Annotated in this window: 10 protein-coding genes; 6 read left to right on the top strand and 4 right to left on the bottom strand. The window is 72.8% G+C overall.

Going from position 1 to position 17,696, the window contains the following annotated elements; translation table 11 throughout:
• Positions 1–22: 22 nt before the first annotated feature.
• A complete protein-coding gene (locus tag Q2K16_RS10105; RefSeq protein WP_489671909.1) occupies positions 23–1,468 on the top strand; it encodes a PH domain-containing protein in 1,446 nt (481 codons plus the stop codon).
• Here the strand turns inward: Q2K16_RS10105 and Q2K16_RS10110 are convergent, their stop codons facing one another.
• Positions 1,469–2,500, bottom strand: a complete 1,032-nt coding sequence (locus Q2K16_RS10110; RefSeq protein WP_302744948.1) for a phosphatase PAP2 family protein — start codon at positions 2,498–2,500, stop codon at positions 1,469–1,471.
• A gap of 123 nt (positions 2,501–2,623) precedes the next feature.
• Between Q2K16_RS10110 and Q2K16_RS10115 the strand changes: the two genes are divergently transcribed.
• Positions 2,624–3,028 (top strand): thioesterase family protein, encoded by a 405-nt coding sequence (locus Q2K16_RS10115; protein ID WP_302744949.1) that lies wholly within the window; start codon positions 2,624–2,626, stop codon positions 3,026–3,028.
• Complete coding sequence (locus tag Q2K16_RS10120) at positions 3,025–3,855, top strand: MBL fold metallo-hydrolase (protein ID WP_302744950.1); 831 nt, start codon at positions 3,025–3,027, stop codon at positions 3,853–3,855. The genes Q2K16_RS10115 and Q2K16_RS10120 overlap by 4 nt, the downstream gene beginning before the upstream one ends.
• Before the next feature lie 80 nt (positions 3,856–3,935).
• Here the strand turns inward: Q2K16_RS10120 and Q2K16_RS10125 are convergent, their stop codons facing one another.
• Positions 3,936–4,868 carry a carbohydrate kinase family protein gene (locus Q2K16_RS10125; protein ID WP_302744951.1) on the bottom strand — a complete coding sequence of 311 codons (933 nt, stop codon included), beginning with the start codon at positions 4,866–4,868 and terminating at the stop codon, positions 3,936–3,938.
• Positions 4,869–5,209: 341 nt separating this feature from the next.
• On the opposite strand from Q2K16_RS10125, the gene Q2K16_RS10130 reads away from it, so the two are divergent.
• Positions 5,210–6,340, top strand: coding sequence for a lytic polysaccharide monooxygenase auxiliary activity family 9 protein (locus Q2K16_RS10130; protein ID WP_302744953.1), 1,131 nt, complete (start codon positions 5,210–5,212; stop codon positions 6,338–6,340).
• A gap of 106 nt (positions 6,341–6,446) precedes the next feature.
• Here the strand turns inward: Q2K16_RS10130 and asnB are convergent, their stop codons facing one another.
• Positions 6,447–8,408, bottom strand: coding sequence for an asparagine synthase (glutamine-hydrolyzing) (asnB, locus tag Q2K16_RS10135; RefSeq protein ID WP_302744954.1), 1,962 nt, complete (start codon positions 8,406–8,408; stop codon positions 6,447–6,449).
• A 211-nt stretch (positions 8,409–8,619) separates the two neighbouring features.
• On the opposite strand from asnB, the gene Q2K16_RS10140 reads away from it, so the two are divergent.
• Positions 8,620–10,101, top strand: coding sequence for an aminopeptidase P family protein (locus Q2K16_RS10140; RefSeq protein ID WP_302744955.1), 1,482 nt, complete (start codon positions 8,620–8,622; stop codon positions 10,099–10,101).
• Between the two features lie 317 nt (positions 10,102–10,418).
• Positions 10,419–12,083 carry a right-handed parallel beta-helix repeat-containing protein gene (locus Q2K16_RS10145; protein ID WP_302744957.1) on the top strand — a complete coding sequence of 555 codons (1,665 nt, stop codon included), beginning with the start codon at positions 10,419–10,421 and terminating at the stop codon, positions 12,081–12,083.
• A gap of 101 nt (positions 12,084–12,184) precedes the next feature.
• Here Q2K16_RS10145 and pulA read toward each other — a convergent pair whose 3' ends face one another.
• Positions 12,185–17,680 (bottom strand): pullulanase-type alpha-1,6-glucosidase, encoded by a 5,496-nt coding sequence (gene pulA / locus Q2K16_RS10150; RefSeq protein ID WP_302744959.1) that lies wholly within the window; start codon positions 17,678–17,680, stop codon positions 12,185–12,187.
• Between the last annotated feature and the right edge of the window lie 16 nt (positions 17,681–17,696).

Raw genomic sequence — 17,696 nt, forward strand, 5'->3', positions numbered from 1 at the left:
GGCGGCTCCCGACGTCCCGGCCCTGGGCGTCCCGGCGGCTCCGACGGTTCCGGGCGCGCCGCGGCCACCGCATCCGGCGGTGGCCACGGACGTCCCGGCCGCCCCGGCGGTGGGGACGGCCGGACCGGCCGGTGCCGAGCCACGGCAGCGGCTGCACCCGCTGAGTCCGGTGCTACAGGGGGCGAAGTCCCTGGTCGTGGTGATCGCCGGGCTCTCCTGGTCGACGCTGTCCCGGGTCGGCTTCGGCTGGTTCGCGGTGCTGGTGGCGGTGCTCGCCCTCGGCGCGACGGTGCTGGCGGTGGTGAGCTGGTACAACACCGGCTACCACATCGTCGGGCGGGAACTGCGGGTGCACGAGGGGCTGCTGTGGCGGCGGACCCGGGCGATCCCGCTGGAGCGGTTGCAGGCCGTGGAGGTGGTCCGCCCCCTGCTGGCGCAGCTCACCGGCCTGGCCGAGCTGCGCCTGGAGGTGGTCGGCGGCGGCAAGACCGAGGCGCCGCTGGCGTACCTGTCGGTTGCCGACGCGGCCCGGCTGCGGCAACGGCTGCTCGCCGTGGCCGCCGGCCTGCCCGACGGCGCGACCACCGGCCCCGCCCCACAGTCGACGGGCGTCGCGCCGCCGGGCGGGGACGCCGCGCCGGCCGACCGGGAGCCGGCCGGCCGGCCGCTGCACGCGGTGACGAACACCGACCTGCTGGTCAGCCAGTTGCTCACCCCGCAGGCGTTCCTGCTGCCGTTCGGGGTGGCCTTCGTGGTGGTGCAGTTCCTCTCCGAGGGCTCCTGGTCGTTCATCGCGGTGGCCAGCACCCTGACCGCGATGGCCGGCGTGCTGCTGCAACCGGTCCGCCGGGTCCTCGACGACTGGAACTTCCGGCTGGCCCGCGAGTCCGACCGGCTGCGCATCCACAACGGCCTGCTGGAGACCCGGGTGCAGACCGTGCCGCTGGAGCGGGTGCAGACCGTCGGGGTGACCTGGCCGCTGCTCTGGCGGATGAAGGGGTGGCTGCGGCTGCGGCTGGAGGTCGCCGGCTACTCCGGCGGCGAGGCCGACGACCGCAACCGGCCCGACCGGCTGCTGCCCGTCGGTGACCTGACCGTCGGGGCGGCGATCGTCGACGAGGTGCTGCCGGGGGTGACGCTGACCGCGCTGCCGCTGACGCCCCCGCCGAACCGGGCCCGCTGGTTGCGCCCGCTCAGCGCCCGGGCGCTCGGCGCGGGACTGCACGAGCGGGTCTTCGCCGTCCGCTCCGGCCTGCTCACCAGGCAGTTGACGCTGGTGCCGTACGCCCGGATGCAGAGCGTACGGGTCGTGCAGGGGCCGGCGCAGCGCCGGTTGCGGCTGGCCACCGTGCACGTCGACACGGCCGGCGGGTCGGGGGCCGCCGCGCACGACCGTGACCTGGCGCAGGCGTGGGCGCTCGCGGCGGAACTGACCGCGCGGGCGCACGCCGCCCGCCGCGCCCGCTGATCAGCGTCCGGCGCTCCCGCTGACGGTGGTCGGGGCGGGGGCGGATCCCCCGGACGGCGGACCGTCGGCGGGGACACCGCGCCGGCCGCGGCGGGCCCGCCAGGCCCGCTCGGCCAGCCCGACGACCAGGAAGGTCATCCCCACGTACGCCCAGCCGACCAGGACGTCGATGACGTAGTGCTCGCCGCTGTAGACCAGCGTGAAGGTCATCGCCAGCGGATAGGCGAGCAGCAGCGGCCACCAGCGGCGACGGGTCGAACGCAGGAAGAACAGCACCACGAACAGCGCCCAGGCGGTGTGCAGCGACGGCATCGCGGCGACCGGGTTGGAGGCGATCTGCCCGGCGTTGAGCAGGTTGCCCGCGCCGTGCATGCCGAACTCCTTCCACCCCCGGGTGGAGATCCGGGCGACCTCGCTCAGCAGGCCGTTCTGCGCCGCCCACCACGGCGGCGCGGCCGGATAGGCGAAGTAGGTGACCAGGCCCGCCGCGCACAGGAAACCCCAGCGCCGCATGTACGCCCCCCAGCGCTCGCGGCTGCGCAGCCAGAGCACGGCGGCGGCGGCCAGCGTCACCACGAAGTGGGAGAAGTAGACCCAGCTCACCAGCACGTCCCACCAGCGCACGTCGGGCTGGTAGAGGTGCTGCTGGAGCCAGACCGTCGGCACCTCACCCCCGGTCGCCCAGCCGAACATCACCCGGTCGGCGACGATCAGCTCGTAGGCGTGCGGGGTGCGGCCGTTGTCGGCGAAGCCCCGGGACAGGTTGTAGGCGGCGAGCAGCAGCACCACCGGAATCCAGTCCCGGGCGAACCGCAGGTGGCTGCGCCACGGCCGGCCCCAGTTCCAGGCGACGGTGCCCGCCCAGATCCACAGGAAGGCGTACGCCGGGTCGGTCGGCAGGCCGATGACCAGCCAGGTCACGACGAAGGCGACGGCCCAGACGGACATCGCTGTCACCCGCCGTCGCCCACCGACGGACGCGTCGGGGGTGTCGGTCGGGACGGGGGGCGGGGTCTCAGTCACAACGGCCATCGCGGTCAAGGTTAACGGTGGGCGACGCATCGACCACCGCCGACCACCGGTACGCCGACGGGCGGGTGTCCCGGCCGGCCCGTCGTCCGGTCGGCCCGGGTGACCCCCCATTAGGCTGAGCGCATGCAGGAACAACCGGACGACCCGTTCCCGCCGGGGCTGACCGCCCGGGTCGAGCTGACCGTCACCGACGCCGACACCGCGGCGGCCGTCGGCTCCGGTGACGTGCCGGTGCTGGCCACCCCCCGGGTGCTCGCCCTCGCCGAGGCGGCCACGGTGGCCGCGACGGCGCCCGGGATGCCCGCCGGGAGCACCACGGTCGGGGTCCGGGTCGAGCTGGCGCACCTGGCCGCCACCCCCGTCGGGCGGACCGTGGTGGCCGACGCGCGGCTGGTCGGGGTCGACGGCCGGCGGCTGCTGTTCGAGGTGACGGTGACCGACGGCGACACCACCGTGGCATCCGGCCGGGTGGAACGGGCGCTGGTCGACAGGCAACGCTTCGTCGCCCGGGCGGTGCGGGCGTCGTGACGTTCCGGTTCACGGCGGTCGCCGACGGGGTCCACGTGCTGCGCGAGCCGCTGCTCGACGTCAACGTCACGCTGGTGGTCGGTGACGGCGCGGCGCTGCTGGTGGACACGCTGTCCACCGCCGGGCAGGCCGCCGCGCTGGCGGACGCCGCGCGGGCGGTCACCCCGTACCCGTGGACGCTGGTCAACACCCACCACCACTTCGACCACTGCTTCGGCAACGCGACGCTCGCCGCCGACCCGCCCCGCCCGGTGTACGCCCACGAGGTGGCCGCCGCCGCCCTGCGTGACCGGCCCGACGGGCTGCGTCGGGCGGCGTACGAGGAGATGCGGGCGGCACAGCCGGAGCTGGCCGCCGAACTGGCCGGCACGACCCTGCTGGCCCCGACACACACCGTGCACACCGAGACGGTGCTTGACGTCGGGGGCCGGCGGGTGGTGCTGCGGCACCCGGGGCACGGGCACACCGACGCGGATCTGGTGGTGCACGTGCCGGACGCCGACGTGCTGGTCGCCGGGGACCTGGTGGAGCAGTCCGGGCCGCCGGCCTTCGAGGAGTCGTACCCGTTGCAGTGGCCGGACGCGGTTGCCGACCTGCTGCGGATGACCACGCCCGACACGGTGGTCGTGCCGGGTCACGGCACGCCGGTGGACGTGGGGTTCGTCCGGGCCCAGCACGCCCGGCTGGTGGAGCTGGCCTGGCTGATCCGGGCCGCGCACACCGGCGGGGCCCCGCCGGAGCGGGTGGCCGCCGACTCCCCGTTCGGTGCCCGTCCCGGTCTCGTCGCCGCCCGCCGGGGCTACCGGGAACTCGACGGCACGCCCTGAGGCCGCCGGCCGTCGCGGACGGGCCGGCACCGCGCCGCGCACGACCCGTCGCCCCGGGCGGCCCCGTCGACCGGGTGCGCTCAGTCGGCGAAGCGGCGGCGTACCGCGTCCCGGGTGGGCATGGCGACCGCGCCGCCGGGCGACTCGCAGACCAGGCCGGCGACCCGCAGCGCGAACGCGACCCGCCGGTGCCAGTCGGCAGGCGTGCTCGGCTCGCCGTCGGCAAGCAGTTCGGCGACGAGCGCGGCCATCACCGAGTCGCCCGCGCCGGTGGCGTCCACCGGGCGCACCGTCGGGGCGGGCACCCGGGCCGGGTCGGGGCCGGCGGCGACCAGTGCGCCGTCCGCGCCGAGGGTCACCACCACCGTGCCCGCGCCCACCTCCCGCAGGTACGCCGCGACCCCCTCGACCGGCTCGTCGGGCCAGAGCAGCGCGGCGTCGGCCCCGCTGAGCTTCACCAGGTGCGCTCCGGCGGCGAACTCCACCACCACCTCCCGCAGGCCTGCCAGTTCCGCCGGACCGGCCAGCAGTCGCGGCCGGACGTTGGGGTCGAAGACCCGCAGCCCGGGCGCGAGCGACCAGGCCCGCCGGGCGGCGGCGAGCGTCGGTGGGCACAGCAGCACGATCGAACCGCAGTAGAGCACGTCCGCGCCCTCGACCAGCGCCACGTCCAGGTCGTCGGCGGCGAGCAGGCCGTACGACGGCGGTTCACCGTAGAACCGGAAGTCCGGCTCCGCCCCGGTGTGGGTGGTGACCGCCAGCGTGGTGGGTGCGGGCACGGTGACCGCGCCGGTCAGCCCGACCCCGGCGTCGGCCAGGAAGTCGCGGATGCGGCCGGCGAGCACGTCGTCGCCGAGGGAGCCGACGAACTCGGCGTCGCCGCCGAGCCGGGCCACCCCGACGGCGACGTTGAGCGGGCCGCCGCCGACCGCCTGCCGGAACACCGGCCCGCCCCCGCACTCGGCGTCCAGCAGGTCGATCAGCGCCTCGCCGAGCACCACCGCGTATCCCATGTCGCCTCCCGGCACCTCGTCGTCCGGCTACCAGGCTGGCACAACGGCCCACGCCGATCGGGGCCGGCCGGGCACCCCGACCACTTCCATCGAGCAGCGGCTATTGCAGGGTTCGTCCGGACGTGATGGTATGGGGGTGCCGGGCCGGCGCGGAGGGCTGCCGCACCCGTCCGGTGATCAGCTGGGGCTCGACGCGAGAGGCACCGGTCCGTGGGCACGGACCGTCGGCGGCACGCGCCTGTCGGCCCTGCGGGGCCACCGGCCGGAGCCGCGATCGACGCATCCCCCACCCCTCGTGCGGGCGGGCGCGCTCGCGCCACCCCGCAGATCAGGAGAAGCTCGTGCTCCGTTCCCGTACGGCCGCGTTGTTCACCGCGGTCGCCACCCTCGCCTTCGGGGCCGTGGCCCTGACGGTGCAGGCCGAACCGGCCGCCGCACACGGCACGCCGATCGTTCCCGGCAGCCGGACGTACCTGTGCTGGCAGGACGGTCTGACCACCACCGGCGAGATCAGGCCGAACAACCCGGCCTGCTCCGCCGCGGTCGCCCAGAGCGGCACCAACTCCCTCTACAACTGGTTCAGCGTGCTCCGCTCGGACGCCGGTGGCCGCACCGTCGGGTACATCCCCGACGGCAAGCTGTGCAGCGGCGGCAACACCGGTTTCGCCGGGTACGACCTGGCCCGTACCGACTGGCCGCTGACCCACCTGACGTCCGGCGCGCGGCTGGACTTCAAGTACAGCAACTGGGCCCACCACCCGGGCACCTTCTACTTCTATGTGACGAAGGACAGCTGGAGCCCGACCCGGCCGCTGGCCTGGAGCGACCTGGAGGAGCCCTTCCTCACGGTGACCAACCCGCCCCAGCAGGGCGCGTCGGGCACCAACGAGGGGCACTACTACTTCAGCGGGAACCTGCCGTCGGGCAAGTCCGGCCGGCACATCATCTACTCCCGCTGGGTGCGCTCGGACAGCCAGGAGAACTTCTTCGGCTGCTCGGACGTCACCTTCGACGGTGGCAACGGTCAGGTGACCGGGGTCGGCAGCGGCAACAACCCGACCACGCCCCCGCCGACCACCACGCCGCCCACCACCACCCCGCCGACCACGACCCCGCCGACCACCACGCCGCCCACCACCACGCCGCCGACCACCACCCCGCCGGGCAGCAGTGACTGCATGGCGGTCTACAAGGTGGTCAGCGCCTGGTCCGGTGGGTTCCAGGGTGAGGTCACCATCATGAACCACAGCACCCGCACCTACGGGGGCTGGACGGCGAGCTGGACCTGGCCCAACGGGCAGGTGATCTCGCAGGTCTGGAACGGCTCGCTGAGCACCAGCGGGTCGACGGTGACCGTCACCAACGCCGCGTACAACGGCTCGATCGCGCCGGAGAAGACGACCACGTTCGGCTTCACGGCCAGCAGCACCGGCACCAACGGACTGCCTACGGTCTCCTGCTCCGGCCGGTGACCCGACGCTGAACGCACACCGGAGGCCCCCACCCGTCGGGTGGGGGCCTCCGGTCCGTCCGGGGCCCGGTGTCCGCCGCGACGTACCGACGGGGACCGGGCCGGGGTCAGCGGACCATGCTGCCGACCACCGGCTTGGTGAGCAGCGCCGACTGGTTGCGCTGGATGCCCGGGTCGAGGGTCTTGGCCACGAAGATGGCGTGCCAGATGCAGAAGATCAGCACCGTCCACACCTTGCGGGAGTTGTCCGCCTCCTCGCGCTTGTGCTCCTCCAGCAGCCGCATCGCGTACGACAGGTCGATCAGGTCGCCGGCACCGGAGGTGGCCAGCACGTGCCGGGCCCACTCGTACATCTCGCCGCGCAGCCAGACCCGGGTCGGGGTGGGAAAGCCCAGCTTCCTGCGGTTGACGATGGCCGGCGGCACGACGCCCTGCAACGCCTGGCGCATGGCGTACTTGGTGGCGTCGGAGCGGGGCGGCAGCTTCAGGTCGACCGGGATGGTAGACGCCACGTCGAAGACCATCCGGTCCAGGAACGGCACCCGGACCTCCAGCGAGTGCGACATCGAGATCCGGTCCGCCTTGACCAGGATGTCGCCGCGCAGCCAGGTGTAGAGGTCGACGTACTGCATCTTGGTGACGTCGTCGAGTTCGGTGCACTCGGCGTAGATCGGGGCGGTGACGTCGGTGTAGCGCACCGACGGGTCGTAGCGGCGCAGCAGGTGCCGCTTCTCCTCCTCGGTGAACATCCGGGCGTTGCCGTAGTAGCGCTGCTCGATCGGGGTGGTGCCGCGCTCCAGGAAGCTCTTGCCCTTGACGCCCTGCGGGATCGCCTTGGAAACCGCCCGCAGGCCCTTCTGCACCCCGCCGGGCAGGCCGTTGACGGTGCCGAGGGAGAGCGGCTCGCGGTAGATGGTGTAGCCGCCGAAGAACTCGTCGGCCCCCTCGCCGGAGAGCACCACCGTGACGTGCTCGGCGGCCTTCTTGGCCACGAAGTAGAGCGGGACCAGCGCCGGGTCGGCCACCGGGTCGTCCAGGTGCCAGACGATCTTCGGCAGCGCCTCGATCATGTCCTGCGGCCCGATCTTGGTGGCCATCGTGGTCACGTCGAGGTGCCGGGCCGAGTCCTGGGCCACGTCGATCTCGGAGTAGCCGGGCACGTCGTAGCCGACGGTGAAGGTGAGGATGTTGGGGTTGAACTCGCGGGCCAGGGCCACCACGGCGGTGGAGTCGATGCCGCTGGACAGGAACGAGCCGACGGGCACGTCGGAGCGCATGTGCATCCGGACGCTCTCCCGCAGCGTCTCCCGGATCTCGTGGTAGAGCCGCTGCTCGTCGGCGACCGGGGCGGGCCGGAACACCGGCCGGTACCAGCGCCGCACGTCCAGCCGCCCCCCCGGCGACCAGGTCAGGTACTCCCCGGAGCCGATCCGGCTGATGCCCTGGTGCAGGGTGCCGGGCTCGGGGACGTACTGGAGGGTCAGGTAGTGGCTCAGGTTGGCGGTGTCGATGCCGGCGTCGCCCTGGTAGTAGGAGTGCGCGAAGGGCAGCAGCGCCTTCTTCTCGGAGGCGAGGTAGAGCCCGTCGGCGGTCTCCAGGTAGTGCAGCGGCTTGATGCCGAAGTAGTCCCGCGCGCCGAACGCCCGGCGCTCCTGCCGGTCCCAGATGACGAAGGCGAACATGCCGCGCAGCCGGGTGAGCACCTGCTCGCCCCAGTAGTGGTAGCCGGCGACGATCACCTCGCCGTCCCCGGCGGTGGCGAACTGGGCGCCGAAGGTGCGGATCAGCTCCTCGCGCAGCTCGATGTAGTTGTAGATCTCGCCGTTGAAGGTCAGCAGGTAGCGACCGTTGGCGTAGGGCAGCGGCTCGTGGCTGGACGCCACGTCGATGATCGCCAGCCGCTTGTGGGCGAACACCCCGTCGGCGTAGTGGCCGGTGGCGTCACCGACCACCTCGACCCCTGTCTCGTCCGGTCCGCGGTGGTGCAGGCATTCCAACGCCCCCGCGATGTTGTCGCGGTGGGCGGCGGCGTTGCCGTTCGCGCTGAAGAAGGCCAGGAGTCCGCACATGGCCGACATCTTTCCACGCGGCGCAATCCGCCCGCGCGGCACCGCAGGCTCTGTCCCCCTCCCCACGGCACGATCCGCCGCCTCCGGCCCGCCCCCGCGGCCGTCCCGGACAGGGTCGGGCCGGGCGGGCGTCGGGTGCGGGACCGCAGGCACCCCGCCGGGGCGGAGCCGGAGTACCGTCTGGACCAGCGACGAGGCGAAGGGAGCCGACATGGCCGAGGAACGGACGGACGGCAAGCCGGCGGACGGCACCGAATCGCACGATCCGGACTATCCGGAGGCGTTCCTGTCGTTCATGCGGCAGGGTTGGCGGGACACCGGTCTGCCGGTCGGTCCCCGGCCGGAGGTCCCGCACCACGCCAAGCGGCGGGCCGACCTGTCCGCGGCCTTCCCGGGCGAGACGCTGGTCATCCCCACCGGCACCGAGAAGGTACGCGCCAACGACACCGACCACCCGTTCCGGCCGGGCAGCGACTTCGCCTACCTGACCGGCGACCACGAACCGGACAGCGTCCTGGTGCTGCGGCCCAACGGCTCGGGGCACGACGCGACGCTGTACATGCGTCCCCGGTCCTCGCGGGAGACCGACGAGTTCTTCCGCAGCCGGCACGGCGAGCTGTGGGTGGGCCGCCGGCACACCCTGGCCGAGAAGTCCACCGAGCTGGGCCTGGCCACCGAGGACCTGTCCGCGCTGGACGGGGCGCTGGCCCGGATGGCGCCGGGGCGGACCCGGGTGCTGCGTGGCTTCGACCAGCGGGTCGACGCGGCGGTGCGCCCGTGGGACGGCCCCCGTGAGGAGGGGCAGCCGGGCCGGGACCGGGAGCTGGCGATCGCGATCGCCGAGCTGAAGCTGGTCAAGGACGAGTGGGAGGTCGCCCAGCTCCAGGAGGCGGTCGACGCCACCGTCCGCGGTTTCGAGGACGTGGCCCGGGCGCTGCCGGCCGACCGGGGCGTCTCGGAGCGGCTGTTGGAGGGGATCTTCGCGCTGCGGGCCCGGCACGACGGCAACGACGTCGGCTACGGCTCGATCGTCGGCGCGGGCGAGCACGCGACGATCCTGCACTGGGTGCACAACCACGGCGCGACCCGCCCGGGTGAGCTGCTGCTGATGGACATGGGCGTGGAGAACCGCAACCTCTACACCGCCGACGTGACCCGGGTGCTGCCGGTCGACGGCCGGTTCACCCCGCTGCAACGTCAGGTCTACGACGCGGTGTACGCCGCGCAGCAGGCCGGCATCGACGCGATCCGCCCGGGTGTCGGCTTCCGTGACGTGCACCTGACCTCGATGCGGGTGCTCGCCGAGGCGCTGAAGGATCTCGGCCTGCTCCCGGTGAGCGTCGACGAGGCGATGGACCCGGCCTCCACGGTCTACCGGCGGTGGACCCTGCACGGCACCAGCCACATGCTCGGCATCGACGTGCACGACTGCGCCAACGCCCGCAAGGAGAAGTACCGCGACGGCCGGCTCGGTGAGGGGTACGTGCTCACCGTCGAGCCGGGCCTGTACTTCCAGCCGGAGGACGAGCTGGTCCCCGAGGAGCTGCGTGGCATCGGTGTCCGGATCGAGGACGACATCCTGGTCACCGCGACCGGCTCGGTGAACCTGTCGGCGGGTCTGCCCCGCCGCTCGGACGAGGTGGAGACCTGGCTGGCCGAGCAGCGTGAGGCGGGTCCCCGCCTGCCCGGCTGACCCCCCGCACCCACCGCGACGGCCCCGCCGTCGGACGCGTCCCGCCACCGGCGGACGCCTCCGGCGGCGGGGCCGTCGTCGTTCCCTGCCCGACCACACGGGCGCTCCCGCGCGGATCACACCACCTAGGGCCTGCTCGTCCCCGGGGTCACGGACCGCCGGAACGTGTAAATAAGGCGGGCTTTCCTCGGGTTTGACCTCATAGCGAGGAACCTTCTCATACCGTGGGTTTCGGGAGCTACAACCGATTTGTAGCAGGGGACGTCCGCTCAGGCGCGGCGACCCTGTCTGGTACGAGGAGAGGGCAGAGAGCTCCGATGTCCAACTACCTAACGAACAACGAAGCCTCCGCGCGGGCGACGGGGAGCAGGAGCCGTCGCAAGCTCTGGCTCGCCAGTGGCGTCGCCGGGTTGACAGGTGTGGTCAGTCTCGCCGCGGTGGGCGTCGCCGGCAGCGCCGGGGCGGTCGGGGTGAGCGGACTGAAGTGGAACACCACTCAGCAGGTCACCAAGGACGGCGGCCAGGGCCGCGGCGACGAGGGCCCGGACCGTGGCGGCAAGGACGACCGCGACGGCAAGGACCGCGAGCGTGGGAAGGAGGTGCCCTGCGACACCGACCGGCTCATCCAGGCCATCGTCTTCGCCAACAGCCGCGACGGCGGTGTGCTGGACCTGGCCAAGGGCTGCACCTACAACCTGACCCGCAACCAGGACGGCAACGGCCTGCCGGTGATCACCCAGGACATCACCCTGCGGGGTGAGCACACCACGATCACCCGGGACGCCACCGCCGACTACTTCCGGATCCTCAACGTGGGTCCCGGCGGTCACCTGAGCCTCAAGGGCCTGACCATCAAGGGTGGGCAGACCATCGAGGCGTTGCAGCCGGTCTCCCCGGCAGCGGTGTGGGGGGCCTACTCGGACTCCCAGGCGATCGCCGCGCAGGTCAAGGCCGGCACCCCGCTGGCCCAGGCGCTCGCCGCCCGCAAGGCGAACCCGAAGGCCGGCCTGAAGGCCGCGCCGAAGGCCGCCCGTAAGGCCACGGTGAAGGCCGCGCCCAACGCGAAGGCCAAGCCGGGCAAGGCCACCACGCTGGTCGAGGAGCCGGGCGTCAACGACGGCGCCGGCATCCTGGTGCAGCCGGGTGGCACCGCCAACCTGTTCGACACCTCGGTCGTGCTGAACCAGTCCGGCGGCAACGGCGGCGGGCTGGCCAACTTCGGCACCACGTCGCTGCGGCACACCGAGGTCGCCCACAACACCGCCTTCTTCTTCGGCGGGGGCATCTTCAACGCCGGCCTGCTCCAGGTCGACGAGTCGACGATCACCGACAACACCGCCATCGTCGGTGGTGGCGGTGTCTCCAACGGCGCCGCGGAGATCTTCACCGAGGACGTCGACGGCGGCACCGTCCTGATCGAGAAGTCCAAGATCACCGAAAACGAGACGCTCGGCTTCGGCGGTGGCGTGCTTGACATCGGCGGCAACACCACCGTGCGCTACACCGAACTGCTGTCGAACACCGCGGTGCTCGCCGGTGGCGGTCTCGCGGTGGCGGACGCCCAGGTCAACGTGGACCAATCGACGATTGCCAAGAACAGCACCGCGGGCGTCGGCGGCGGCGTGGCCGTCGCGTTCGACAGCGCGGTCACCATCGAGAAGAGCCACCTCAGGGAGAACACCGCCGGCTTCTTCGGCGGTGGGCTGTTCAACGCGGACAGCGTCACCACGGTGCGCGAGTCCGAGGTCGTCGCCAACCGGGCCCTCGGTCCGATCGGCGTCGGCGGCGGCATCTTCAACATCTTCGGCGAGGTCAACCTCAGCCGGACGAAGGTCGCCAACAACTTCGCCACCCTCGCCCCCGGCGGTGTCTTCACCTTCGAGGGCGTGGTGAACGTGGACGACAGGTCCGCGATCGTCGCGAACCGTCCGACCAACTGCCTGGCCATCCCGGGCGACACCATCCCGAACTGCTTCGGCTGAGCACCCTCGGGTGACGTGCGGCCGGTGACGGCGGCACACCGGGCAGGACGCGCACCGGCCCCCCTCCGCGACACGCGGAGGGGGGCCGGTCGTCGTCCGCGTCAGCGTTGCACGAAGACCGCCACGCTGCGCGCCGGCACCGTGAAGGTGCCCGCCGTACGGTCGAACGAGGCGGTCCGCAGCACCGGGTCGGCCGAGCCGGCCAGCACCGGGTGCAGGATGGTGTCCGTGCCCCGCAGCCCGGCCACCGTCTGCTTCGCCGCCGACGGGGTGGCGTTGAAGACCACGGTCACCGACGTCCACCGGCCACCGAGCCCCCGGGCGTCGAGGGTCATGGTGAGCACCCCCGGGGTCTCCTTCGCCCCGGACAGCGGAAACGCGACCCGCTGCTGCACCTGCGCGGCGGTGGTCAGCCCGAACACCGGCGAGGACCGCCGGATCTCCAGCAGTTCCGCGTACCGGGCGTCGGTCAGGTCGATCGCGGCGCAGCCCGGCACCAGGGCCGGGTCGGCCAGCAGCGGTTTGGCGTACGGCCACTTGTCCTGGTTGTCGGCGGCCGGGGGCAGCCCGGCACCGAACCCGTTGCCCCGGGCGCAGTCCCAGCGGATCTGGTTGAACCAGTCACCGGAGTTGTAGGAGTTGCGGTCCAGCGACTTCGAGCGCAGCCGCTCCGAGCCGGCCGCCACGAACCCGGTGCCCTGCCCGAGGGCGGTGGTGGCCAGGGCCAGCACCTGCATCCGGGCCCGGTCGGTCGCCGAGGTACCGGTCGGCAGCTTGTACGCCAGCGCGTCGTACAGGATCTCGTTGTCGTGCGCGTCGACGTAGCTGACCGCCTCGCCGGGGGCGGCGGTGTAGCCGGCCGGGGAGCCGTTGTAGTCCACCTGCGCCCCGGTGACCTGCCGGCCGGCCGAGTCGGTGAACCGGTAGCCGCGCAGGTTCCCGGTCAACCCCACCTTGATCAGGTCCTGCTGGTGCAGCAGCCGGGCCTTCTGCTCGGCGGCGGTGCCGTTGGCGTCGTCGCCGTTGGGATCGGTGTACAGGCCGGAGGCGAAGCCCTGCACGCGCGGGTTGGCGTCGAACGGGCCACCGCCGCGTACCGCGTCGCGGAGCCGGTCGTTGAAGGTGCCGATCCCGGTGCCGGCCATGTTGGCCTGGGTGGCCTGCACGAACCTGGCGTCGTCGGCGACCTCGCCGAAGTTCCAGCCCTCGCCGTAGAGCAGGATCTTCTTCCCGTCGACGCCGTCGCGGGCCGGGGTCAGCCGGTCCAGCGCGGCCCGGACGGCCAGGATGTTCGCCTTCGGGTGGTGGCCCATCAGGTCGAACCGGAAGCCGTCCACCCTGTACTGCTTGGCCCAGACCACCAGCGAGTCGACCACCAGCTTGCCCATCATGGCGTGCTCGGGGGCGGTGTTGGCGCAGCAGGTCGAGTTGGCGACGGTGCCGTCGTCGAGCAGCCGGTGGTAGTAGCCGGGCACCACCTGGTCGAGCACCGACTTTCCGTCGGTGCCGGCGGCGGAGGTGTGGTTGTAGACCACGTCCAGCACCACCCGCAGGCCGGCGCCGTTGATCCCGGCGACCATCCGGCGGAACTCGGCGGTCCGCCGCGCCCCGTCCGGGTCGACGGCGTAGCCGCCCTCGGGGACGGTGTAGTGCAGCGGGTCGTACCCCCAGTTGTAGCCGTCGGTGTCGGCGACCGCCGCGACGCATGCCTGCTGCCGGTCGGAGTCCGGGGGCAGCGCCGCCAGGTCGCAGTCGGGCTGCCGCTGGTCGGCCCGCTTCTCGGGGATGGTGGCGAAGTCGAACACCGGCAGCAGGTGCAGGTAGTTGACCCCGGCGTCGCCGAGCGCCTTCAGGTGTCTCATCCCGGCCGTGTCCGGGTCGGTGAAGGCCAGGTAGGTGCCCCGCCGGTCGGCCGGGACGGTGTCGTCGGCGATGGAGAAGTCCCGCACCGACAGTTCGGAGATCTGCGCCTTCGACGCGGGCGGCGCGGCCGGCTTGCGCAGCCCCGACCAGCCGGGCGGGGCGAGCGCCGGATCGGTCAGGTCGACGATCTGGCTGTGCGTGGAGTCCGCCGCGAGCGCCACCGAGTAGGGGTCGGTGACCGACGCGGTGACGATCTTCTGGGCGGCCGGCTGCCAGGCTTCGACCCGGTAGCGGTAGTACCTGCCGGTCCAGTCGCGGCTGCCGCGTGCCGACCAGACGCCGGTGCGGTCGTCGCGGCGCATCGCCACCGTGCGCGGCGAAGCCGACGGCGTGTCGGACAGTTCGAGGGTGACGGTGCGGGCGGTGGGCGCCCAGACCGCGAGGGTGGGCACCTCACCGGCGAAGCTGACCCCGAGCGTGGCGTCGGTGGCGGCGCGGTAGACGTCGTCGAGCACGCCGGGGATCTGCATCCCGGTCGCGCGCAGCAGCACGCCCCGGGCGTCCCGCTCGGTCACCACGAGTTGCCCGCGCAACGCCGCCGGCACCTTCGCCAGGTCGGCCCGGTCGAGCCGGAACGCCTGGTGGGCCCACAGGTGCGGGAAGGCCGTCCGCTGGGCCTCGGTGAGCCCGTTGCGCTGCGCCCGCAACGGCAGCGAGGTGTACGTCCCGGACAGCTCGCCGTCGACCACGCCCAGCCCACCCTTCGGGGCGGCCACCAGGGCGTACGCCCTGCCGTCGGTCGGGCCGACGGCCCAGGTGACCGTGGACCGGTCGATCCACTGCGCCTGCTGTTTCGTGATGTCCAGGTCCTTCGCCGTCCCGGTGCTGGTGGCGGGCAGCAGCCGGCCGGGCACCCCGCCCAACAGCCAGACCTCGTGGCCGACCCCGGTCAGGTCGAGTCGCTGGTCGTCGGGCTGGTCCTTGGTGTCACCCCGGTGGATGATGTAGTTCAACCCGGTCGCCCCGGCCGCCAGCGGCACCCGGAACAGCGCGCCGAACGAGTCGATCTTCTCGGGCAGGAGCGGGCTCGACCAGTCGGTCGGGGTGGCCGCCCCGTCCCACAGGTGCAGGCCCCAGCCGGCGTAGTCGTTGTCGGCCTTGCGCCAGTGGATGACCGCGGTGCCCGGGTCGACGGGCGGGTCGGGTTCGCCGGTGGCGGCCTGCCGGGTGGGATACAGCGCCGGGTCGCCCTGCTTGACCCAGACCTCGCCGGTGGTGGTCACGTCGATGGTGCGGTCGTCGGCGACGTCCTTGGTGCCCGCCTTGTCGACCACGAGGAACCCGACGGACGTCGCGCCGGGCTTGAGCTTCACCCAGGCGAACCGGCCGTACGAGTCCTCCCCGGCGAACGGCTGCCCGGCGGGCCACTGCGTGACGTACGCCGGGTCGAGGTCACCCCAGGCGTAGAGCCCCCAGTCGGCATAGTCGCCGGCGGGGCGCTGGTAGTGCACCACCACCCAGTCCCGGGACGCGCCCTGCGCCGGGGTGCCGACCACCCCGGTCGACCGGGTGGCGGCGGTGCGTCCCTTTCCGTCGCGGACCACCGCCTTGTACTCCACCCGGGTGCCCGCGGCGAGCCCGGTCAGGTCGTGGTGCACGGTGTACGGCGCGGTGTGCGCGCTGCCCAGCAGCGTCCACCTGCCACCCGCGATCCGAGCGGCGACGGTGACGGTGGCCAGCGGGTCACCTGTCACCTGCGCGGTGACGGCGGCCCGGGTGGCGACCGGGTCGGTGCCCGGCTCGGTGAGGGTGACGGCCGGCTTCGCCGTGGCCTGGGGCACGGGCCGGCCGGCCTTGAGCACCACGGCTGACCCGGCGGGCACGGTCAGGCTCAGCTTTCCGTCGGTGCCGGCGGCCGGGGTGGCCGTGCCGCCGTAGATGCCGGTGAAGGTGGTGCCGGGTGACCAGGTCTGCACGGTGACAGTCTGCGGGGTGCCGGCGTTGTTCACCGCGACGAGGTACTCGGTGCGGTCGGCCGGGGAGATCCGGGAGAAGGCGAAGACGCCCGGCCCGTCGGCGGCGTACCGGGTGACCTGCACGCCGTCGCGCAGGCCGGGGTGGGCGGCCCGCAGCCGGCCCAGCTCGGCGATGGTGCGGTACAGCGGGTGGGTGGTGTCGTACCGGTCGCTGGCGTGGGTGCGGGTGGTGCCGATCAGGTCGTCGTCGAGGTAGTCCGCCGTGCGGGTGGCGAACATGTCCTGCCGGGCGTCCTTGTCCCCGCCCGGCCCGGTGAAGCCCTGCTCGTCGCCGGAGTAGACGACCGGCTGCCCCCGGGTGAGGAACATCAGCTGGTGGGCGAGCCGGTCCCGGCCGAGTTGGTGGGCGTCGTCCCCACCGGCGGCGGCGATGAACGAGCCGATCCGGCCCATGTCGTGGTTGCCGAGGAAGGTGGTCAGCCGGCCGGCGTCGGTGTCCCGGGCGGCGTACAGCGGGTCCTTGGCGTAGACGTCGGCGAGCGCCTTCGCCGATCCGTCGGCGGTGACGTAGCCGCGCGCCGCCTCCTGGAAGGAGAAGTCGAGGGTGGCCGGCAGCCCGCCGCGCCGCACGTAGGTGGAGGTGACCTCCTGGTCGGCGCTGTAGACCTCGCCGAACATGAAGAAGTCCTTCTTGCCGGCCTTGTCGGCGGCGCGCTTGATGCCCTGGCTGAACTGCGGCCAGAAGTCGAGGTTGACGTGCTTGACGGTGTCCAGCCGGAACCCGTCGACGTCGGTGCTGGCGATCCAGTCGCCGTACGCCTTGGTCAGGCCCCGGACCACCTCGGGCCGCTCGGTCCACAGGTCGTCGAGGCCGTAGAAGTCGCCGTACTCGCTGTTCTCGCCGGAGAAGGTGGAGTCGCCCCGGTTGTGGTACATCGTCGGGTCGTTCAGCCAGGCCGGCACCTTGACGCCCGCGTCGGCGGGGGTGGCGAAGGTCGGCGTGTACGCGCCGGAGTCCCGGTTCACCGTGGGGAAGTCCCGGGTGCCGTCGGCGTAGTTGCGGTCCTCGAACTCCCGCCCCTGCGCGTCGGTGTACGGCGCGGTCTTCTTGTCGATGTACGCGTACCTGTCCTCGGCGTAGGTGATGACGTCGGCGGTGTGGTTGACGATGACGTCGAGGTAGACCTTGATCCCCCGCTGGTGGGCCAGCTTCACCAGCCGCTTCATCTCCTCGTTGGTGCCGAAGTGCGGGTCGACCTGGGTGAAGTCGGTGATCCAGTAGCCGTGGTAGCCGGCGGAGACGTCCGCGCCGCTGCCCTGCACGGGCCGGTTCTTGAACACCGGGGCCAGCCAGATGGCGGTGGTGCCGAGCCCCTGGATGTAGTCGAGCTTGTCGATGATGCCCTTGAGGTCGCCGCCGTGGTAGAAGCCCTTGTCGGTGGGGTCGAGGCCGGTGCGCAGCCGGTCCCCGGTCAGGCCGCCGGTGTCGTTGCGGCGGTCGCCGTTGGCGAACCGGTCCGGCAGGACGAAGTAGAACTGTTCGGCGCGTCCCCGGCCGGTGCCGGCGGCGAGCAGCGCCTCGGTGGAGGGTTCGGCGCCCCACTGGGCGGCGCCGGCCGCGGCGAGGGCGTCGACGGTGGACGGCCCGTCCGTGACGTCGGCACCGAGTTGACGGACGGCGACCGGGACGCCGACGAGAGCGAGGGTGAGGGTGGAGACCAGAGCGAGCAGCGCCTTGCGCGGCAGCGGGGGTTTCATCGACGGCCTTCCTATG

Origin of the sequence: Micromonospora cynarisoli, assembly GCF_030518815.1 — a bacterium.
GTDB lineage: Bacteria > Actinomycetota > Actinomycetes > Mycobacteriales > Micromonosporaceae > Micromonospora > Micromonospora wenchangensis.

Bases quoted from the DNA above. Each gene is read 5' to 3' on its own strand.
- Q2K16_RS10110 (WP_302744948.1), bottom strand. From the start codon at position 2,500: ATGGCCGTTGTGACTGAGACCCCGCCCCCCGTCCCGACCGACACCCCC.
- Q2K16_RS10115 (WP_302744949.1), top strand. From the start codon at position 2,624: ATGCAGGAACAACCGGACGACCCGTTCCCGCCGGGGCTGACCGCCCGG.
- Q2K16_RS10125 (WP_302744951.1), bottom strand. From the start codon at position 4,868: ATGGGATACGCGGTGGTGCTCGGCGAGGCGCTGATCGACCTGCTGGAC.
- asnB (WP_302744954.1), bottom strand. From the start codon at position 8,408: ATGTGCGGACTCCTGGCCTTCTTCAGCGCGAACGGCAACGCCGCCGCC.
- Q2K16_RS10140 (WP_302744955.1), top strand. From the start codon at position 8,620: ATGGCCGAGGAACGGACGGACGGCAAGCCGGCGGACGGCACCGAATCG.
- Q2K16_RS10145 (WP_302744957.1), top strand. From the start codon at position 10,419: ATGTCCAACTACCTAACGAACAACGAAGCCTCCGCGCGGGCGACGGGG.
- pulA (WP_302744959.1), bottom strand. From the start codon at position 17,680: ATGAAACCCCCGCTGCCGCGCAAGGCGCTGCTCGCTCTGGTCTCCACC.